Here is a 21,469-nt window from a genome sequence, read left to right on the forward strand (position 1 = left end):
ATAAAAGCACCAACAAATTAATGTCAGTGCTTAGTCTTTTCAGTGCTTAGTCTTTAATAAATGTTTTGGCATGATCAATAATCTTTCTTAATTCGGATAACCATTGTTCTTGTTTGGTATTATCATATGAATCGGTAAATTCAGGAATAACATCCTGCAAATAATTATCCATTTTAGGATTATCTAATTCAAGTTGATCAGTATCATCAGCAAAATAATCCTGAATATCAAAGGTATATTGAGATAGTGGCTTAGCCTGAAATGCTCTTTCAAGAATATCTAAAGCTAACTTCTCACTAATTTTCATAACTCCCTCCAATTCTTCGATGCTTTTTTTCGCTTTATGAATGTAACAATTCGATCATTTTTCTCTGTCACTATGCCTATTTTATCATAAAATCTAACATTACGATTACTGCGCTTATCAATATAGTTTGGCTTTTTGCCCATTGTACTAACAATAGTTTGATAATTGTAATTTAATGTTCCGTTTTTTCCGGCCATCCTATCTGCCATTCTTGCTGCAGCGTGCCCACTGGCTTCATAACCATCTCTTTTTAAAGAATAATAAATATCAACCCCTTTATTTCTAATTTTTTTATCAGAAGTTTCGCGAGATGAATTCTTAATATAATTAACAGTTTTAACATTTTTACTTAAAACTTGAGATTTTTGATTACTATTACGATATTCTTCCTCACTAGGTGCATGTTTACCAAGCGTTGCGTTAACCTTTTTATATGACTTAGCAATTTGAGCCTGTTGTTGTGTTTTATAAACATCTACCAATTTTTGGTTCTTATAAATACGTTCTCTTGAATAGTCACGATGTAAAAATTCATTATCATCAATCAAATTTCTCAAGCCTAACTGTCTGTTAGATAACAACGTTTTGTAGTGTTGTGTAAGCTCTTCATCACCTAATTGTTTAGCAGCTTCTAGTTTATACTTCGCATCACGAATGCCACGCTCATATGAACGTTGACTAGCTTGCTTTTTACCATTAGCAATTGCTTTACTAGGATTAGGTATATCAATATCAGGTAGACTATTCACACCAATAACAAACGGTGTTAGCGTATGGTGACAGTTGATTCCTAAAGTTCCACCAGGTTCACCATAGCCATGATCATAAATTGAAGCAACATAGCCAACATCTTTATCATGACTGTGAAATCCATCAACTTGCTTAGTGACGACATGTCCTTGAATTGGTGCACAAGCAGGACGAGAAGCAGCATGTGAACTCATTAAGAATGTATCAACACCCATTTGTTCGGATGCACTAGTACGCATCTCGTTATATACACGATAGGTTGTTGACTGCATGACTGTATCTGCATAACGTTCAATGGACCACGTATGACCACCTTTATCAACGAAACCAGGCGGAATGCCTTTATCAATCCATTTCATGACAGTATCAGATAAAGCTTTATCAGGCGATTTAAGCCCTGTTGTGACTTCTGCAACTGATTGCTCAATAATGTTTTTATAAACTCGCATGGTTGAATTATTGCCCAAATTAGTTGTTAATAGCGTTTGATTAACTAGGTTGTTAATGTCTAAAAATGTTTGTTCAGCATATTGTGCTAACGTCTCTTGTACACTATTGTATGTGGGTGTGGCTAATTTTAAATCATTAGCTAATTGTTCAGTCGTATTCTGATACACTTTTAAACCTTCATTTTGGATAATTTCATCGAGTAATTTTCTTGCAACACCCGTTTGTTCTGAAACATATTTGATATTTTCTTCATTCAGCATGTGCATATCGTTAAGCTTTTCAAGTTGCCACAGATAGGGATTATCTTTTAAATCGGCAACACCACGCTTTTTAATTCGTTTAATCATGCGAATAAATAATTCTTGTGCCATGTTACTGTATATATCTCCAACAACAGACGCGCCTAACAACATTTGGTCATCATTCACTTTAGCCATTATTCATCACCAGTTGAATTACTGTACATTGATTGGTCAAACGCACTTGGAGCAGGTTCAGATTCATCACCAATTTCTTGTAAGATTAAATCTGCTTCATCTTCTGGCACATCAAATACTTTCATAATAGCGCGCTTCTTTGAAATTAAACCAGCTGTTAAAGCTTGTGTGTAGTAGGTGAGCTGAACATTCTTATCAGTGAATACCCCATCATCAAAGTTAAACTGTACATCACCAATATCTGGAATATCACCTGAGTAAAAGCCTTCTGCTGCTGCTAACTCTAAAATTGTTACCACCAACTCTTGTAAAGCACGCTCAACATTGTTCAAATGTGAATTACGTGTTTGATAGGTCATCGAGTTTTCTGATACAACTTCGGTCGCTGTTTTTAACCCATCTTTAGCATCAAATGAAAACGTGCCAGCTGACAAACCAACTTGCATTTCAAGAGTCTTTAAGAATTGATTAATTGATTGAATATATGCATCCGCACGAATATCCGTGGACAAATCCGTAATCTTAGCGTCCTCGTCACTGGCATTTACACCAGTGTAAACGTTCTGGTCAGTATCAAAGAAACGAGTATAATTACCGTTTTCATTAATCATTTGCGTCATAAATGACGGAATCATCACACGTCGTTGCCCCATTTTAATTTCCCAGTGATATTGATCATACGCATCATTAATTTGTGCCAACGTTGGCCGTGCATTATCAAAGATTGATAGTCCTAACGGTGAAGTAATATCACGGTTATTAAAGCCAAATGGCTTTAGATAAACAAATAAAGGGCGTTTAAAGTTATTCAACTCTGCGTGTTCAGTTAAATTAGCATAGATTTCATTAGCATCTAATGATTGTCGAACGCCAACTGTGCCAGCATCTTCTGAACGATATAACTCATTGTCAATAACATACTTGTCACCGTCCCATGAATGGAACTCTAACAACGTCCAATAAATAGTACGTTGTCCTTCTGTTGTCGTTGTTTTAGTCGCAATGGCTGCCTCTGAAATATCGTTGGCATTTGATTGCAATGGATAAAACACTGGCGCCTGCACATAGGCAATTTTGATATTGTCACCATCCACATATGGTCGCATAGCTAAACCACCCAATGCTAAACCAGATTCTAAATAGCGCTCAAAGTTCTTAATAAAATCATTGTTATCAAATACTTCATGAACATATTTATCAGCTAATTCATTGTTAGCAATACTAAATGTCATTTGTTCATTAACTAATAATGATGCCATTCGGCGACAAAGTACTTGTGCCATGTTTAACGCTGTATATGGGCGTGTCTGCCGTTCACCGTACGTATTAATGAACTTCACGTTTGGAAATTTTCCCTGAAAGAACTGTAAATCTTCATTAATGCGTTGGTATTCACTATCAGATACGCCTATTCTTGGGTGGTCTGTAATTTTATTTAACGTTGTACTAACGCCCATTTTAGCGCCTCCTCGTTTCAAAAAATTCTTAAATCTATCTATCAGTTTCATATCACGCTCCTAAACCTTTAATTCAAGTAGTCGTGCATTGTCTAATACAAAATACTTGAACGCGTCAACCGTGTGATCATCAACTTTGATAACTTTCGGGTCGTCAGTTTCAACTGTCTTTTCATCCCATTGATAGTTACGATGTTGCTCAATGAATACTTGATTGGCCTGATTATCAAGATAATAAAAACGCCCACTCGCTAATAATGAGTAGACGCTATCAATCATAGTTGTGTTCTTCTTTTTTGCTACTGGATGCCAAGATATTTGCCAGTCCTTGAAGTATTGATTTTTTAATGCAGCTTCTGCGCTATCAATCGTACGCTTAACAACTGGTAATCTTCCCCATGATTGTTTCGTTTGGTTAGCAATAAAATCATGTATTTTAATTGATAAATCGCTAGGTGCTAATTTAATTGCTTGACCAGCTGGCGAGTAGTAATAAGTGTCTAATAAAATAGCTTTCTTTTTGGCCGTTACACCAATACATAAAGCTGTTGTGGCTGAATTAGCATGACCAGCATCAACGGCATAGGCTACTTGAGTCATTGAGTCATCATTGGGGATTACATCAAGTGGGTGGAACATATCCATATTGTAAACATTTGTCCCTAGCCCAATTGCTTCACCTAAATACAAATAACGATAATAGTCATAATCATTTTCTTTATAGCTATTAATTAGATCCATGGTTTGTTTAGTGGTAAAGCCTAACTCATCATCTAAGTAAGTTGAATGGTCTACCAAATATTGCTCGTCAGCCTTTTTGTTCTCAACCCATTCATTAATCCAGTCATAAGGATTCTTAGGCGGGTTGTATGAATAAAACACTTTCACATCATCAACATAAGGTGACTTGTTACGAATAAATGTGGGATTAGCTTGATCAAATACTTCCGCTGATTTAACATTAGCAGCTTCTTCATACCAAACAGCAATGACATCAGGTATTTTATTTGACTTCAATTTTTGCGGATCGTCAGCACCATAAAAATAAAATGCTGAACCTGTCTTAATATGTTCAATCTTCAATGGTGATTTGAATGTTCTGAACTCATTATCTAAGTGCAACATATCAAGCGCCCATAAGATTTGTTCATAGACTGAATCACGTAAATAAGCTTGATTTTCACGAATACAAATGACGTTAGCTCTATGATTATTTAATACTTGTAATAACATTTGCCACATGAGCCATAGACTAAGCACTGATGACTTGAATGAACCACGCCCACCCTTAGCAATGACATAGGGACACTCTGTGTTCCATAGCTTATCAAAGTGTGGATTAATTAACGTTGCAATATCAATATTAATCTTCTCCATTATCTTTCATCCGCTCCTTTGTACTATCAGACAAAACAATCTGCTGATTATTATCATTAACTGATTCAATTTGTATCAAATAATCTAACAACTGTTTACGTGCCTTGTCTCGGTCATATAGTTCAATACGTGGGCCATCTTTACCCATACTGATATTCTTAATCAAACTCGTATCAACTTTATCTTTATCTTTAAACTGTACCCAAGATTTATGGACAACTACTGGTTCATCATTCACATCTAACTCAACATTGCCATCTACATCAGTTTCAAGTGCATCATAATTACCAAACTCTAAGAAGTCGCCTAAGTCAGATCGTGCTTCTTTTGCCAAGTCTTGTATTAAGTCAAATGTATTAACAGACAGCTCTTGTAGCTTAGCTTTTCTCAGCGTTGCAATCGCGTTTTGTACCTTAACATTTCTTAACATCCTTGAACCAGCAATTGCAGCTGTTTTATAAGTTGCATCATAAGCATTGATATAAGCTTGAGTGGCATTTGAAAGTCTTACAAACTCTATTACAAAGGCCTTTTGTTTATCTGTTAAATCACTATCAGACAAATTATCAATCGCTTGGTCCGCCTTTTGAGACGTTGCAACGCTTTTGTATTGCGTTGCACTTTTGTTGCGTTTTGTTGCAGTTTTATCTGAAACATCATCCCATTTATAACGTGATTTCCACGAACGAATCGTTGAGGCAGATTTACCAATCTTTTGCGCAATATCTTTAATCTTCATACCAGCTAAATAATCTTGCTTAGCTTGTTCTTTTAGATCCATTACATATCACCACCTCGTTTCTTTTTAACTGACTTATGTTGTTTAATTTGAGCTTGTTTTTTTAATTCTTTTCGTTCTTGTGCATCCAACTTGCCAATAATGGAGGCTTCTACATTTCGATACCATAGTTCCATTTCATATTTACTACTAATTTTGTGTAAAATAAAAAGCCAATTATTGCTAATTGGCTTTTTATTCACTTTGTTTTCTTAAATGATGTAGTATGCATTAATAAATCAATATCTTTTGTAGAATTTGATGTATTTGTAAATGCATATTTATAAACGACAATAAGTAAACCCAACAAATTTCCAAATAGTCCTGTGATAAGAGCTAATTTAACTTTTTCTGAAACTATTTTTTCAGGCATAAATACTGCTACACCAACTCCTGCTGTAACTATTATAAAAAATATCATTAAAAAGTATACAAGCCGTTTTCTTAACTTATTTTTTTCAAATAATTCTTCTTTTAGATTTTCGGTAATTGCTTGTGCAGCATTTATCCTTAGTTCTTCTTGTCGCAGTTTAGCTCTGCTTATTCCACTTTCAGAATCTTCTTTTTCCTCTTGACTTAAATCATTTTTATCAGTCCTATTATCAAGTAATAATTTTTCTACTTTAATATCATTGCCATTAGGTCGTTGTATTGCGGGACTTTTTTTTAATAAATCATCTAAATTAGTATTTTCACCCATTATATATCCATAACTTTGCGCAATTGCTCTAACTTGATGCGTGCTGTATCATCACTAATAAAATAATTAACCTTAAGACGTTTAATCAACTCTGCATCAGAGTATCCTAATCCCTGATAAGTTTCTAAAAACTCAATTACATCATCTTCAGGAATCAAAAAATCGGAAGCAAAATAATTTGCTTCGTACTCAAGCTCCGATTGTTCTAAAGTATAAGAATCTTGACGACGATAGTTAATCATTAATACACTTTCTTTTTTTGATTCAATTGGTTCAGGTGGCACAAAAAATTTTTGTTTGTTATACATATTTGGTATAAATTTCCAATGTAAAACCAAATGACCTAATTCATGCGCCATAGAAAAAACCTGCCTACGCTTATTTTCGGAGCTATCTACATATATGTCAGGCCGTTTTTTTTCATAATTGTAGGTTATATAAGCATCTACATCTGTATCACTTAAATCAGATGAAAAAACACCAATATTTACAGACCTCAAATATGTTGCTAAATTTTCATTATCTACGTTTTCTGCCATAACAATATAATGTATCTTATCGGCAATAATTGCTATATCATTTTTCCTGTCTAGAGACACCATATTATCACCCTTCTATTTCCGATAACACATTTCCTAATTCTTTAAGCTAATACTAACATATTTTATATTATATGCTCTATAATCTTATGCCATTTATACATTAATTCCAAAATAAAAAGGTTACCCATTTGAATAACCTTCATTATTTTCAATCCTGTACATTCCACGTTTCACCAGCAAATTTGAATTTGCCTCCAAAATCGCCATCATATAACCGATGCCCAACTTCTAATTCACGTTGCACACCACCCTCATAAGTTGATTGTAAATTGTGAACTTTATACCCATACTTTTCTCCATTGGAAGTATATCCGCTCTGTTCGTTACCGCTTAAAATAATCATATATAATTCTCCTTGTATACAGGCAGTGTACTACTTGTAGATATGATTATCAAACTTTATACAAGTGGTTAGGATTTGCACCTAACATGACACCATAAGGATTAGAAGTCACCGTTGTCTTTTCAATTAGCATATAACTAATTACTTGGGCTGAAAGTTAATTTATCCTCATGTTATAGATGGGGGCTTTATCAGGCTCATTTCAACTTCGTCATTCCAGCACCTTTTTCCCACATCTTTGTCTTATAACTTCATTAGGGTCTACCTTTTCCCCCCACGCTTGCTATTTATTAATTAGTCATCAATACGACTAACTGCAATATTATAGAATTCTTTGTTCAATTCAATGCCAATAAAATCACGATTCGTTAGCTTAGCAGCAACACCTGTTGAGCCACTTCCCATAGTATTGTCTAACACTAAATCACCTGGCTTTGTATAGGTCTTAATCAAATAGCTCAACAAGTTAACTGGTTTTTCAGTTGGATGTACGCCTTTATCATGCACTGATGGTTGCTCATATTCTAATATGTCGATTTGATAGCGTTCACCTTTGTTCTCCGTTACGACAGTTTTCTTAGTTGCCCGGTAATGACGTACCAAACGTGGCTTAGTAACCGATTTATATGGTTTACCTTGTCTCATTTGTGGGGTGTAGGTAGGCAACTTTTTATAGAAAACAAGAATTTCTTCTACGGTTCGTAACGGCATACGTTTAGCATTCAAAAATCCAACGGCTCATGCTTTTTTCCAAATCCATTTGTAACGATACATCTTTTCATTTGATGAGATTAAATGATTGGCAAATAAACCTTGACCAAATAACACAATCGCACCATATTCTTTAATGATCCGATTATATTGTTCCCACAACTTATCAAACGGAATTAACACATCCCATTCATTAGTCGTTGTGCCGTAAGGCAAATCTGCCAAAATCATATCAACTGATGCATCAGGTAACTTAGACATTTCTGTCAATGTTTCACCATTGATTAACTTCACTATTCAATTCCTCCAGGTAATCACAGCCTAGTGCTGACTTCTTTATCAATTATTCGACTTTATCATAATACAACGTTTAGTACGCGCTATGTGGCTGACAAATGCGCGCTTTATGCGAACTAATAGCGAACTTTTTACACTTTGTATTCCCTATCATTCCACCACTTGGCATACCACTAATAACAGGCGACTTAACATCTACAAAGCTGATATGTGCTCTGTTCTGAATGATTGGCCAATCGTGTTCAAAAAAACGACGGACATTATTAATTGTTGCTTTTTCATCTAATTCAAAATCACCCAATAACCCTAACAGCCCCATTAGACCAACCTCCATAAGAACTTTTATATTCCATAATTATAACATGTAAACAATGTATTCCTAAACAGAATATATAAAAAGGCTTTTCGTTAATTTTATAGTTTACATATGCTATATATACGTGTAGCATTAAAACGTCTTTCAAGATATTTTAATATTATTTAGGAAAAATCGGAGGCCATACAAGTTGAATTTCTATGGGTTTTTGAAAAACAAAGTAAATTATGTTGATGTTATATTAGTTTTCGGTTTAGCTATTATTTCAACAATCATTCCATTTTTAAGCCATTTTTATAATATTTCTCCAGATGGTATTTATCATCTTGCTCGATTTCAGTCTATCGCAGATTCACTAAAAAATAATGAAATACCTAACACTCTTAATTTTAAATATGTTTCACAGAATTCAGCTGCCGGTGTCGCTATTAATTCATTATATCCTTGGTTAACAGGATTAATATTTATAATTCCCAATTTAGTATTTCAAAATCCTATGTGGGGGTTAGCAGCTGGTTTTTTCATATTAAATATGATTACAATATTGACTACAAAATCACTTATTCGTTATATATCACAAAACCGATTAGTCATATATACCGGAATAATAATTTACCAATTTAACAACTATCATTTTATAGATATGTATTCCCGATCTGCATTTGGTGAATCAATAGCTTATGCTTTTTTACCTTTGGTAGTCTTAGGATTGTTACAAATTAATGATTATAAAAAAGGTGGTTTTTTAGTTCTTGGATTAAGCATGGGACTTCTGATTAACACTCATATCATTTCTTTTATATTCGGCATTATCATGATTTTTATCAATATATTATATAAGTGTGTAATAAAAAAAATTACACTACATGAATTAATCGAGATAGGTAAAGCTGGCATCGTTGGCATAATTATTGGCTTGTACTCAATATATAATTTACTATCTGTTTACTTGTCAAATAAAATTGTTGGACCCTTTAAAACAATAACAATGATCGACATGAATACCATGCTAACAACATTATTTGATAATGATATTAAATCTGAAAATTCCATAGGCTGGAACCTAGGTTTGCCAGTAACAATTTTACTAATTGTCTTGCTAGTTATTGCATATAAAACTAATCAAAATGTAGACTGGAAAAAATGGATTTTTGGTGCAGGTGTTGTTTACCTATTAATATTTGATTGGTGGCCTATAAAGAAACTGGTAAACACACCATTAAGTGTTATTCAATTCTATGGTAGATTTTTGGTGGTGATTAGTCTATTAATCTGTGTTGGATTTGTTTTATTTTTAAATCATAGTAAAGTAAATAGAAAAAAATTAATTTTATTAAATATAATTATTATGGCTTTTTCTTTATCAGCTGTTTATCAAAATCACTATGATTATTGGACTTACCGCAGATCCTTAACCTCAAGCAACTATTATTCAACTTTAGAAAATGGATACACTTTTAATGATTATTTACCTGCCACAAACTCTAAAAAGAATATTAGTGTGTTAAACACAAATATCACATCACCTAAACAAAAAGAATTGACCAATGATAGTATTGCATTTAAATTTAATACTAAGAAAAAGCAAATAATTTCATTACCAGCCGTTATGTATGCAGGAAAATCATATATTATATGGGTAAATGGTCATAAATCACAAAGCTTGTCTCCAAATTTACTTAAAGTTAGGACAGTAAAAGGTAGAAACATTGTTAAAATAGTATCTGTTGATAACGTTAATACATTATTATTAATATTTTCAATTAGCAGTTTCATCGCATTTAGTATTTATCTAGCTTTTATAAATCGTCAAATAACTTACAATGATAAAACACAAACATCTAAATAATTAAAATAGTCCGAATTAAATCCCAAAAGTTTTCGAAAATTAAAGACTTTTGGGATTTTACTATGCCCTCATTTAATAATTATTCTAAGACAGAATAATTTAGATCAAAAAGGAGACTAGGAAAATTGAACTATTTTCGAAGTGCGTTACTTAGTTGTGTACTATCTCTGTTTATAATTTCTTTTAAGTACTTTATAATACAGAGTGAATATAACAATTTACTCCTTATTGAATGAAGGGAATACAATATGTCAAAAAAAGAAGCCATAATTAATAGTTTTTTATCAATTTTAATATTACTTGTAGCACAGGGTGTTGCCGCATTGTGGTCCATCTTAGATTTACCTTATTTTGTAGGAATTTTATTTGGTGTAACCTATGTGTTTGTAACGTATCTATTACTTTATATTTATATGACAATCTATAAAAAACAACCGTTAAGTAAGTTTGGTATTTCGAAGTTCCAAATAAAGTGGCGGTGGGTGGTAGTAGCTGTACTGTTACCAACAGTTGTACTCAGTTTGTTTTATTTATTATTACCTGGGAAAATTTACTTTAATAATTTTTCTGAATCAAAAAGCATACAATATGTTTTGGAGGCTTTTTTTGCAATTAGTTTGGGCAGTGGCATTGTAGAAGAAACAGTTTTTCGTGGCATTATTATGACGTCTATTAAAGAATGTAGTAATGAAAAGTGGGCTGTCTTTCTACCTTCCTTCTTGTTTGGGTGTTTACATTTAATAAATGGTCGACTTAATTTATCCAGCACTATTATGTTACTTGTTGGTGGTACTTTAGTTGGCATCATGTTTTCGCTAATTACGTTGTACAGTCATTCTATTTGGGCAAGTATGTTAGTTCATTCAACATGGAACTTTTTAGTCATTGGAGGGATTGTTACCTTTAGTACAACAAAAAATCCTGATACTATCCTAGGGTACCAAATTAAATCAGATAATCTATTATTAACTGGTGGTGAATTTGGCATTGAAGTTTCACTTTTTGCCATGCTTGGATACATAGCTGTGATTGGTTATGCTTATTTAACAAGAAAAAAGCGTAGTATTGGATAATGTAACGTATTAATTTATAAAGAAGTGTCTAGTATAAAGCTCAATTAGCTTAATTAATTGTAAGCATCAGGATGAATTTTTTGTCTTCGTCCTGGTGCTTATTCATTGATAAATATAATTAAATTCAGAAAAAAGCGTTGAGAAAACATCTCAACGCTTTAAATTTATCCTTGCCCATATAACCTTTCTAACACTTCACGTCCTTGTTGCTCATTCGCCACGATTATGCTTTATCTGTCATTACATCACCTTACAACCATCTAAATAAACAGCACCTTTCCATGATTTTAACGTCTTTATAATCTCGTCTTTTGTAGTTTTTTGCCCTTTGTGAGACCATGTTTCAAAATTAGGCAGTGGGTATAAATTAGCATCATATCCAATTAAATAAAGCTCATCACTAGTGGTTTTTTCTCATCTAATAACCACTCTTCAGTTGCATAACCTTTGAAAAGTGAAATACCACCTTTGTATTTTGAAATTACTTCTTCTCTTGTCATTAACAGCCCCTCTCAATCATCTTGGTGCCTCTCACACTACTTCAGGTTTCTCATATACTTTAAATTCGCTCCAATCACTATTTGTGGTTATAAGCCTACCTGATTAATTACAAAAATCAGGAATATAATCGTTATGATTAGTAGTACGGCTACGATACACAGCGTGACCATTGTGAATGTCAAATTTTCATTGATACGATCCAGCTCTTTATCATGACTATTGATAAGCTCATCTTCACAAGTTTGTATTGTAGCTAAAGAATGGAGATCATGTTGTACCTTGTCATTAATATCATCTTGCACTGATTTTAATTTCGCCATTTGAGCAAAATGCTCATCCACACTGCTAATAACGTTAATATCATTCGTGATTACTGTTTCATCGATATCTTTGTTTTGTCCCATTAGACCACCACCTTAATTATTGTTTCGCAAATGACGCCAACAATTGTTACTAGTGCTATGAGAAGCATTGCTAATTTTACTGGATCAATATTTTTCATTAGTTTGGTACTCCTATCTTTTCCACTAGCTCGGTATTTTCATGAACGTTGCCAATAATCTTCAAGCTATAGATATCTGAATGAGATAAGAAAGACAGAAAATCGTCTCGAATATTTTCGTGTTTAAATCAGAAAAGTGCTTCTGAAAATATAATTTCATCAAAACCAATGCTTCTTCTTGTACCTGTCCGTAAGATTTTGACAATATCGCCTTCGTAAATGTCGGTGTCATTCATATCTTTTAAGCCAGTCCATTGTTCACCAACACATTTTTGATCGTATGGTACATCATCAAAGTGTTCGTAATCATCACTTTCAATCAAGTTTCCCGTCTCTTTCAAGGCATACTCACCGCCATAGTCACTACTGAAATAGCAGTGATACATTTCATTCCAAACTCTAAACTTAACCATTTTCATCAATCCAATCTATTTCAACACGAGGGTTATCCTTATCTATGCCTGTAAAGTCATCATGTATGCCGTCTATATACGTTAAATAAAACACCGTGCCACGTACAGAAGTTTCTTGAAAGGCATCTAAAATGAACTTACGAGTAAAGCTCCAATTATCTAAATCAATACGTCTATTTTCCAAGTACCAAGTTAAATTGAGACGTGTGTGCTTGTTGATTGGTTTAAGACCATCAACCATTGCTTGAGCAACGTACAAACTAATTCTTGCTTGAATTTTCTTTTTATCTCTAGCTGCAATCATACGCCCCTTTGGTTTGCCATGAATGTTGATCCATTCGTTTAAGGTCATATACACTAAGCGTCGTTTTTTATTTTTTGTTGTCACAATGAGGAACACATTGAGTGGAATTACTAACTTTGCCATTAAAAACTCCTGATTACCTGATGACCAGTTGCTGTTAATCCATTTTTTGCTCTATTGGCCAAACGTTCCGAACGTGTTCGCCTTAAATTTACAAATATGTCATGGGTGCCTTTTGCCATTGCCTCAACACTTTCATAGCCAAGTTCTTTAGCCAAACGCTCATTTTGTTTTTGAATATCATCTTTTGTGGGCTTAACCATTTTAGTTTCTTGTTTAAAAGGTTGACCATATCGCCTCTTAGATTGCATCTTTTGTGATTCTTCTACATATTGGCCAACCTCTGCAGCCGTTTTTAAATTATTGGCAACCCAACTTTCAATTTTATTTTTTACATACGCACTTGTATGTCCACCTTCAGATTTAGTTGCCCGAATAGCTAAAATTAATATTTTTCTTGATTCTAGCTCATTTTTTGTAGCTAAATTCAGAGTAGACAAATATTTGTTAATATTTCCAATAAAATATTTATTTTTGGATAATCCTGCTGTTGTCCATTCTTTTAATATTTGTGTATTCACTTTTTCTTCATTATTTTTTGATTCCTATACAATATTATCTGAAACATGAAAAAAGCCCACTAAGTTATGCAAATTAGCATAGCTCAGTGGGCTTTAAACTTGATGAAAATTTGTAGGTTTTACAATCAATTTATTTAAGGATGGGTTTTTCATAGTCAACATCAAGTTGGTTAAATTATAAGTGTTCATATTTTTTAAAACAATAGAAATAAATATCATTGTTTTGTTTATTATCATAAATTAATGCTAGTTACTAGAAATAGAACAACGCAAAAAATCCTCATCAGTCATAATGAACAGTGAGAATTAATTTCATTTAACATCCGCTTTATAGAAAACCTTTCCATAGCGTGTGCGTTGTTATCCCACTACAAATACCTCAATCCAATCAGAATGAAAAAGGAAATAGTCACCAATGTGTAAAATCTAGTCTAGTTAACTAGTAATCCTTTTAGAAACTGGCTTAGTAGTGATCAATGTTTTACCTGAATTTTTTAGCCAGTCAAGTAACAAGGTAGACCCATCAACGCCAAATGACTAACATTTCTAATTTTATCAACGGTTTAAGAGATGGTTATAACGGTAGATAAGTAGTAATCTACGCTATCAATGATAGATGGTATTTTTTATGGTTTCATATCAATACCCCCCTTTTCAGTGCAAAATAAAAGTAGTTGGCTACACATCGACAATTGTGACATGTAGCCAACTACTTTTATTTATTAATGGTATTCAAGCCCTTTTTCACTGCGTATTATATAGTTACAGTTTATCTTATCAGATAAGATATGACGAGTCCATGTATTCATTTTTCGTGATATACTCCCGGTAAAGATATCATATTTTTTTCGTAATACTTTAGTTAATTCGTCTTTACTCATGTTAAACAATTAATTGTTTTGTTTCACAATAATAGCCCCGTCCACCTGCAAAGATACTAGTAATATTATTTTCTTGATCATGATTCAGTTTTACTAATATTTCCGAAGGAGCATTCAAAGAATAACCTTGATTAAACACATACATGCTTTGTCGCAAATAGTTATGAGTGTATAAATAACCGGCTACCGCACAACTAGACGTTCCCGTAGCTGATTCCTCGTCAATATCGTATAGTGGCGCATAATTTCGGCACACAATACGGTTTTCTTGTATCGTATATAAGTGCATACCAATCACATCATGTTTCTCACTAACATTTTTAATTTTGTCAAAGTTTGGTTGTAATTCATGCAGTGCTTGCTCTGACTTTATAGGTACTAAAATATCTTTTAAACCTGTTGAAACAATTTGAATTGGATATTTTCTATCAATAGAATTCATATCAAAACACTCAGCTAATTCTCCTGGCAATAATTCTTCATAAAAAGTTGGCTTATTTTGCTGCATGAAAACTACTGAATCTTTAATATTAATCACTAAAATACCACTATTGGTCTCAATCTGATATTGTTCTTTAGATAGCCTGTTTAAGTACATTAATATGACAAAGGTTGCAATAGTAGCGTGACCGCATAAGTCTACTTCTTCTTTAGTCGTAAAGTATTCTAGTCTAAAATCAGCTACTTTAGATTGTGAAATAAAAGCAGTTTCAGCATACCCTAATTGTCAAGCAATCTCTTTCTTTTGAGATACCTGTAAAGGTTGATCCATAAAAACAACGCCTGCCCCATCCTTGCTGAAAGCACTAGCTACATATACATTGACATTCATCTTATAGTCTCCTTATTTAAAAATGATTTGCACAATCTTAGCACATGCAATCTTAAAAATAAATCGGTAATATCATGTCTATTTGAAGTGACCTATGCCGTTTTATAAAACTTAACAATAGCATTATAAAATGGCAGAGTTAGGATAAACCAAAACTGCCATATAATTCATATGGCAGCGCTATTTAGTTATTGCTTCCAACCACTCTGCGACAGCTAACATGACTTCTTCACTGTCTGGAGCATTAGTGACCATGAGCATTAATTTTTCACCAGTTTTGTTCACTACATTTACATTTTTAACTGAGATACCATTAATTGATAGAAAATAAAGTGCAGCTTGTATCGCAGTTCTTTTATTACCATCAAAAAATACATGTTTTTTTGTAATCTTTTGCAAAATAAAAGCTGCTTTTAACCAGATGGTTGGATATAATTCTTTGCCAAAAACAACTTGTTGTGGTTGATCAACGACAACTAACAAAGCCTCATGTGATTGCACGCCATAATTATGACCACCTACCATTTGAACAGCATACTGATTGATTGCCTCTAATTCAGCTATTGTCAAATATCGCATTACTTATTCTTTAATTGTTCCATCAAGGGTTTAAACTGATCCATGAAATCATGAATATTATCAGTTTGTTGACCAGACAATTTGACAATAGGGCTAAAAATAATATTACCATCATTATCAGATTTCACTTCAAACTCTGTATTTTCAGGGATATTAAACGAACTGGGAATTGTAACGGTTGTGGAGTTTCCTACTTTACGTGCTTTTACTACCATATTGCCCACCTCCTTTTTGTATACATATAAGTATATACATAGTTATAGTTAACGTCAATTATTTTCACGTTCTGAAATTGGCCCTTTCAATTCATTTAAGTTTTCTGCCATAGCTAAATTTTTAATAAACGATCGTGCATAAGTTCGATTCTTATGTTCCTTATTTTTTGTAGCCACCATTACTTAGCTTCATTTTAGGCACTCGTTTTATTATCTATCATTATATTACCTCTAATTTATTAACTATCACTAATAAGATAACTAATGCACCAAGAAATAAATATAAACCAAACGTTTTACACAAAAAAAGCTATATATCAACATTTATTGACATATAACGTTTTGTACTTGAAGTTATTTTTAATGCTTATGCTTAGATGTAGTTAATACTAATCCGCTTGTAAGAAAAATTAAAGCAGCTACTAAAACACTATACGAAAATTTATGTTCCTGCACATTGTTAACAAATTTAGTGGCCGTCTTAGGTAAACTAATCTTTTTCTTTGTTTTGTCATCATGACTGTTAGACGAATTAGTTGCTGACAAATTTGAATTAGTACTAATGGCATGATTACTTGAATTTGTCATTGATCCTAAAGAACTGCTGTTAGCTGATGATGTTATGCCACTAGTATCAGTGCCATTATCAACATGACTTGGGGAAGTAGTACTTGTTTCGTTTTCCGAAGATGAGTTTGAACCGTTACTGACTGACGAATCTACATCTGGCTTATTCGATGAGGTAGAATTATTGCTTGTCGATGAACTCGAACTACTACTTACTGATGAACTTGAATTGTCGCTTGTTGACGAGCTTGAACTAGCTGCATCATCGTTTATCTTTTGCCAAACGTAAGTTCCTGCTTTTTCAGGTGTATAACTACTTGTTAACTCACTAGATGTATACGTAGGACCATTGCTGATACTATTGCCTGATGGATCTGCTTGATATACCCATTTACCTGTATATATATTATCATTTGGTACATCAGGCAGCAGGTCATAATTATCAAATTTATTTTTAAAACCTAAAATTAATTTATTGACAGAACTATTTTTAAATATTCTATAGGTTACAATATTTGACATATCCCAACTACTGATATTTAAACTCGTTAAGTTATTGGTACCGTTAAACATATCTATCATATTTGTGACATTTGCTGTGTCCCAATGACTGGCATCTAAGTCTTTAATTCCAGATTGATAAAACATTCTCATCATTGTTGTAATATTCGATGTATTCCAACCATTAACATCTAATTTTCTTAAATTACTGGTACCATAAAACATATCTACCATATTTGTGACATTTGATGTATCCCAATGACTAGTACTTAAGTTTTCAATCCCAGATTGATAAAACATTCTTTGCATCGTTTTGACATTCGCTGTATCCCAACCACTAATATCTAAATTCCTTAAATTGCCAGTACCATAAAACACATCTAACATGTTTGTGACGTTTGATGTGTCCCAATGACTAGTATCTAAATTTTCAATCCCAGATTGATAAAACATTCTCTGCATACTTGTCAAATTTGCCAATTGCCAACCACTAGCATCCAGATTTTTTAAGTTGCTAGTACCATAAAACATATCTAACACAGACGTCACATGCGACATATCCCAATGACTAGCATCTAACTGTGTCAAATTCTTGTTGTCATAAAATAAACCACGCATGTTTGTAACCGCTGATGTATCTATGTTATTACTTCCAGATATATCCTCTAAATCAGGAAAAAATGAAAACAGATAACTAGAATTTTCAGGTAGTTTGACAGTGTTGGTAATTTTTATATGTTTTACAGATTCACTGAGTTGTAAGCCACCATAGTTAGGATTAGTTATTACGCCACCTGCCAAAGTAAGTGTTTGCGTACTAGCATCATACTGAAAAGGACAGGTACCCCATATTCCAGATGTATCATTGGCCACGCTATCTATATTTATTAGCTCACTAGATGATTGATTGTCATCTGCCAAAACATTATTAGTTATTATTGAATTCACAGACATCATTGATACTAATGTTAAAAAACTTATTTTTAAACTTTTTTTCATAAAAAAGTTCTTCCCCCCTCAAAAATTAATGACATTGGTAACGATAATCAACTAATTTTAACATGTTGCAGTATTTTGAGAATAAGTTCACAAATGTTTAATTACAAAAAAATTAGTAAATAAGCATTTTTTTCAGTATTTATCGAAAAGCAGTTAATGAACACATTTATATAACAGTATTAAGTGAAAAAATCCCCACTAGTCAATTGTTTTGTGTGTATAATCTCACAACTTTATGAATAGCACAAATTAATTTTTTAATATATATTATACGCAATTAATTACATAACTTTTCCATATTTATACTTTAATTATGCTCTAACAGCATACAAAAGCACCAGCATAATTGAATGTTGGTGTTCTTGTTGCATAATAATTGCTACTTCCTTTTTTCAAAATTATATTTAATTTTTACGCTTACTTTTTATAAAAATTAATCCGCTTGTGACTAAAACCGCTCCAACAATTAATAAGCCATAAATACCTTTGTGCTTATTAACATTATTTACTACTTTAGCAGCTGTTTTAGGCAAATTTATCATACGACCACTTTTTTCCTGACCATCTTGTTTGTGCTTTTCTGAAACTGTTGATTGCTTCGTATTGTTAGTTACCGCAGAATTAGTGGATACATTATTTTGTGTGTTGTTGCCATCATCATTGTTAGGACTACTTACATTACTTGACGTTGTATCATTACTTGATGAACTTACATTACTTGAAGACGTATCATTACTTGACGAACTGCTACTATCAGATGAAGATGCACTTGATGAACTTACATTACTTGAAGACGTATCATTACTTGACGAACTGCTACTATCAGATGAAGATGCACTTGATGAACTACTACTTGCTGCACCTGAGTTATTATTAAATTCCTGCCAGACATAAGTTCCTGGTTCATTAAAATCGCTTAATAATTTATCCGATGTATATGTTGGTCCATCAACTATTGTATTTCCCATTGTGTCTTTCACATATACCCATTTACCTGTATATTCATTATTACTGGGTACATCGGGTAAGGCTGGATTAGAAAGTTTACTTTTGTTTCCTAAAACCAGCTCTTTTATTTTGGTTTCACTAAACATGTTAAACATACTTGTAACATTAGACGTGTCCCAATGACTTAAATCTAACTTGTTCAAGCTGGATGCACCTTGAAACATAAAATACATAGTCCAAACATTAGATGTGTCCCAATGACTAGTGTCCAATGTTCTCAAGCCAGATGCATCAGCAAACATAACTGACATACTCGTAACTTGAGACGTATCCCAACGACTAACATCTAAATTAATTAAGCTAGATGCACCTTGAAACATACCCGACATACTCGTAACTTGAGACGTGTCCCAATGACTGACATCTAATTCTCTCAAGTTGGATGTAGCAGCAAACATACCCCACATACCTGTAACATTAGACGTATCCCAACGACTGACATCTAAATTGGTTAAGCTAGATGCACCAGAAAACATATTTGACATATCCCTAACATTAGACGTATCCCAACGACTGACATCTAGGTTGGTTAAGCTAGATGCATTAGCAAACATATTTGACATATCCTTAACATTAGACGTATCCCAACGACTGACATCTAAATTGGTTAAGCTAGATGCACCAGAAAACATATTTGACATATCCTTAACATTAGACGTATCCCAATTACTAATATCTAATGTATTTAAGCCAGCCACATTATAAAACATATATGACATATTCGTAACATGTGATGTATCTAATTTATCGGCACCATCAATAGTCGATATTGAATTATGCATAAATAAACCCGTACAATCAGATGGCAAAATAACTTTATTTTTTATCACAATATGTTGTATAGATGAATCTCTCAAAGGGGAATTACTGTTAGAACCAGCTTGTCCACCCTCAAGAGTCATTGTGCCTGTCTCACTATCAAAAGTCCAATTACAAGTTCCCCAGGTTCCAGTTTGTATACTTGATTGATTATTTATCTCACTTTGCGGTGTTCCCTCAGCATAAATATTACTAATTTCTAATGAATTAGCTAACATCAGCACTGAGGCACCCGTTAATAAACTTACTGCAAAACTCTTTTTCATTAAAAAAGTTCTCCCCTCAAAAATTAATGGCATTGGTAACGATAATCAACTAATTTTAACATATTGCCAGTATTTTGAGAATAAGTTCACAAGCATTTCACTAACATAATCAATTAATTGCATACATATTATATAAATAATATATCAAAAAATTAATATATTCTATTGTATAGAAATTAATCAATAAACGTTTATTGGTACATCAAACTATTCATATTAGACACAAAAAAATCCACTAAGTTATGCTAAATGACATATCTTAGTGGATTTTAAACTTGATGAAAATGGGCAGCTTTTTAAAATGAGTTTATTCAAGGATAATTTTTTCATAGTTATCATCAAGTTGTTTAAATTATAAGTGTTCATATTTTTTTATACAATACAAATAATTATCATTCTTTTGCTTGATGATTTTAATTAATGATAGTTATTAAATGTTTCTGTTATGCCTATCTTAAAGTGACTATTGAACATTAATTAATATGGTTATTTAAACCCGTAGTTAGTCATATCTGACGAATATTTCTAAAAAATGGTCCATATTCAATGCTAGACATACTAATTAAAAATTAACTTAGTTCTTCATTCTAAGTGTTTAAATAAATCACTATGACAAAATAAGTTATTGGTAAGCGTAAGATGTTCACCTTGCCCTCCTGTTTTACCTTATGCATTTAAAAAAGCGTATTTCATTATATGAAATCACGCTTTTAGTTAATTATCACAACTATTTTTCACGAACTACTCGTACGAAAGCAAAATATTCATATGCTGCCAAAAGTACAAATAATAACAAACCAATATAAATAGACGCATAGACAAAAACAACTGAAACTATTGTGAGACCAATAGCAGATATTGTTATAATCAATGAAAATTTTTGCCACTTTGTTAATTTATCTGTATCACCTTGAAATGAAATTGCCGTCATCATCGCACCTACGACGATCATCACCCCAAAAAAAACATGTAAACCAATCATAATATACCTCCT

Annotated in this window: 24 protein-coding genes and 1 pseudogene; 2 read left to right on the forward strand and 23 right to left on the reverse strand. The window is 32.8% G+C overall.

What is annotated here, in order from left to right; all coding sequences use genetic code 11:
* Positions 1-46: 46 nt before the first annotated feature.
* The 12 genes from ACSKY2_RS02365 to ACSKY2_RS02420 form a co-directional block, all read right to left on the reverse strand.
* A complete protein-coding gene (locus ACSKY2_RS02365; protein WP_489878000.1) occupies positions 47-307 on the reverse strand; it encodes a hypothetical protein in 261 nt (86 codons plus the stop codon).
* Positions 304-1,944, reverse strand: coding sequence for a phage minor capsid protein (locus ACSKY2_RS02370; RefSeq protein ID WP_489878001.1), 1,641 nt, complete (start codon positions 1,942-1,944; stop codon positions 304-306). Before ACSKY2_RS02370 ends, ACSKY2_RS02365 begins: the two co-directional genes overlap by 4 nt.
* Complete coding sequence (locus ACSKY2_RS02375) at positions 1,944-3,401, reverse strand: phage portal protein (protein WP_489878002.1); 1,458 nt, start codon at positions 3,399-3,401, stop codon at positions 1,944-1,946. Before ACSKY2_RS02375 ends, ACSKY2_RS02370 begins: the two co-directional genes overlap by 1 nt.
* Positions 3,402-3,461: 60 nt before the next feature.
* Positions 3,462-4,778 carry a PBSX family phage terminase large subunit gene (locus ACSKY2_RS02380; RefSeq protein WP_489878003.1) on the reverse strand — a complete coding sequence of 439 codons (1,317 nt, stop codon included), beginning with the start codon at positions 4,776-4,778 and terminating at the stop codon, positions 3,462-3,464.
* Positions 4,765-5,559 carry a terminase small subunit gene (locus ACSKY2_RS02385; protein WP_489878004.1) on the reverse strand — a complete coding sequence of 265 codons (795 nt, stop codon included), beginning with the start codon at positions 5,557-5,559 and terminating at the stop codon, positions 4,765-4,767. The genes ACSKY2_RS02380 and ACSKY2_RS02385 overlap by 14 nt, the downstream gene beginning before the upstream one ends.
* Positions 5,559-5,693 (reverse strand): hypothetical protein, encoded by a 135-nt coding sequence (locus tag ACSKY2_RS02390; RefSeq protein WP_489878005.1) that lies wholly within the window; start codon positions 5,691-5,693, stop codon positions 5,559-5,561. The genes ACSKY2_RS02385 and ACSKY2_RS02390 overlap by 1 nt, the downstream gene beginning before the upstream one ends.
* Positions 5,694-5,755: 62 nt before the next feature.
* A complete protein-coding gene (locus tag ACSKY2_RS02395; protein ID WP_489878006.1) occupies positions 5,756-6,256 on the reverse strand; it encodes a hypothetical protein in 501 nt (166 codons plus the stop codon).
* A complete protein-coding gene (locus tag ACSKY2_RS02400) occupies positions 6,256-6,858 on the reverse strand; it encodes an ImmA/IrrE family metallo-endopeptidase (RefSeq protein WP_491737203.1) in 603 nt (200 codons plus the stop codon). Before ACSKY2_RS02400 ends, ACSKY2_RS02395 begins: the two co-directional genes overlap by 1 nt.
* A 148-nt stretch (positions 6,859-7,006) precedes the next feature.
* Positions 7,007-7,201, reverse strand: coding sequence for a hypothetical protein (locus ACSKY2_RS02405; protein WP_489878008.1), 195 nt, complete (start codon positions 7,199-7,201; stop codon positions 7,007-7,009).
* A 294-nt stretch (positions 7,202-7,495) separates the two neighbouring features.
* Positions 7,496-7,912, reverse strand: a complete 417-nt coding sequence (locus ACSKY2_RS02410) for a DNA-methyltransferase (RefSeq protein WP_489878009.1) — start codon at positions 7,910-7,912, stop codon at positions 7,496-7,498.
* 27 nt (positions 7,913-7,939) lie between these two features.
* On the reverse strand, positions 7,940-8,206 hold the full coding sequence (locus ACSKY2_RS02415; RefSeq protein ID WP_489878010.1) for a hypothetical protein: 267 nt from the start codon (positions 8,204-8,206) through the stop codon (positions 7,940-7,942).
* A gap of 76 nt (positions 8,207-8,282) precedes the next feature.
* Positions 8,283-8,528 (reverse strand): hypothetical protein, encoded by a 246-nt coding sequence (locus tag ACSKY2_RS02420; RefSeq protein ID WP_489878011.1) that lies wholly within the window; start codon positions 8,526-8,528, stop codon positions 8,283-8,285.
* A 187-nt stretch (positions 8,529-8,715) separates the two neighbouring features.
* Here ACSKY2_RS02420 and ACSKY2_RS02425 point away from each other — a divergent pair, with 187 nt between their 5' ends.
* Both ACSKY2_RS02425 and ACSKY2_RS02430 read left to right on the forward strand, forming a co-directional pair.
* Positions 8,716-10,374: a hypothetical protein gene (locus ACSKY2_RS02425; RefSeq protein WP_489878012.1), complete on the forward strand. Its 1,659-nt coding sequence runs from the start codon at positions 8,716-8,718 to the stop codon at positions 10,372-10,374.
* A gap of 248 nt (positions 10,375-10,622) precedes the next feature.
* Positions 10,623-11,447 (forward strand): CPBP family intramembrane glutamic endopeptidase, encoded by an 825-nt coding sequence (locus ACSKY2_RS02430; RefSeq protein WP_489878013.1) that lies wholly within the window; start codon positions 10,623-10,625, stop codon positions 11,445-11,447.
* A gap of 587 nt (positions 11,448-12,034) precedes the next feature.
* On the opposite strand, the gene ACSKY2_RS02435 is transcribed toward ACSKY2_RS02430, so the two are convergent.
* The 11 genes and pseudogenes from ACSKY2_RS02435 to ACSKY2_RS02485 all read right to left on the reverse strand — a co-directional run bounded on the left by ACSKY2_RS02435 (position 12,035) and on the right by ACSKY2_RS02485 (position 21,457).
* Positions 12,035-12,352, reverse strand: a complete 318-nt coding sequence (locus ACSKY2_RS02435; RefSeq protein WP_489878014.1) for a hypothetical protein — start codon at positions 12,350-12,352, stop codon at positions 12,035-12,037.
* A 226-nt stretch (positions 12,353-12,578) separates the two neighbouring features.
* Positions 12,579-12,863 carry a YopX family protein gene (locus tag ACSKY2_RS02440; RefSeq protein WP_491737204.1) on the reverse strand — a complete coding sequence of 95 codons (285 nt, stop codon included), beginning with the start codon at positions 12,861-12,863 and terminating at the stop codon, positions 12,579-12,581.
* The gene (locus ACSKY2_RS02445) at positions 12,856-13,290 is read right to left on the reverse strand and encodes a hypothetical protein (protein WP_489878016.1); all 435 of its coding nucleotides are present in this window, start codon (positions 13,288-13,290) and stop codon (positions 12,856-12,858) included. Before ACSKY2_RS02445 ends, ACSKY2_RS02440 begins: the two co-directional genes overlap by 8 nt.
* Complete coding sequence (locus tag ACSKY2_RS02450; RefSeq protein WP_489878017.1) at positions 13,290-13,808, reverse strand: hypothetical protein; 519 nt, start codon at positions 13,806-13,808, stop codon at positions 13,290-13,292. The genes ACSKY2_RS02445 and ACSKY2_RS02450 overlap by 1 nt, the downstream gene beginning before the upstream one ends.
* A gap of 882 nt (positions 13,809-14,690) precedes the next feature.
* Positions 14,691-15,521, reverse strand: a pseudogene (locus ACSKY2_RS02455) (PhzF family phenazine biosynthesis protein).
* Between the two features lie 180 nt (positions 15,522-15,701).
* Complete coding sequence (locus tag ACSKY2_RS02460) at positions 15,702-16,100, reverse strand: type II toxin-antitoxin system death-on-curing family toxin (protein ID WP_489878018.1); 399 nt, start codon at positions 16,098-16,100, stop codon at positions 15,702-15,704.
* Positions 16,100-16,315 carry a type II toxin-antitoxin system PemI/MazE family antitoxin gene (gene mazE / locus ACSKY2_RS02465; RefSeq protein ID WP_489839465.1) on the reverse strand — a complete coding sequence of 72 codons (216 nt, stop codon included), beginning with the start codon at positions 16,313-16,315 and terminating at the stop codon, positions 16,100-16,102. The genes ACSKY2_RS02460 and mazE overlap by 1 nt, the downstream gene beginning before the upstream one ends.
* A 54-nt stretch (positions 16,316-16,369) precedes the next feature.
* Positions 16,370-16,495: a hypothetical protein gene (locus tag ACSKY2_RS02470; protein ID WP_489878019.1), complete on the reverse strand. Its 126-nt coding sequence runs from the start codon at positions 16,493-16,495 to the stop codon at positions 16,370-16,372.
* 180 nt (positions 16,496-16,675) lie between these two features.
* The gene (locus ACSKY2_RS02475) at positions 16,676-18,382 is read right to left on the reverse strand and encodes a BspA family leucine-rich repeat surface protein (protein WP_489878020.1); all 1,707 of its coding nucleotides are present in this window, start codon (positions 18,380-18,382) and stop codon (positions 16,676-16,678) included.
* A 404-nt stretch (positions 18,383-18,786) separates the two neighbouring features.
* Entirely contained in the window at positions 18,787-20,475 is a 1,689-nt protein-coding gene (locus tag ACSKY2_RS02480; protein WP_489878021.1) for a BspA family leucine-rich repeat surface protein, read from the reverse strand.
* A gap of 727 nt (positions 20,476-21,202) precedes the next feature.
* Positions 21,203-21,457 (reverse strand): hypothetical protein, encoded by a 255-nt coding sequence (locus ACSKY2_RS02485; protein WP_489878022.1) that lies wholly within the window; start codon positions 21,455-21,457, stop codon positions 21,203-21,205.
* Positions 21,458-21,469 lie beyond the last annotated feature (12 nt).

Source organism: Weissella sp. ESL1156, from assembly GCF_058505625.1.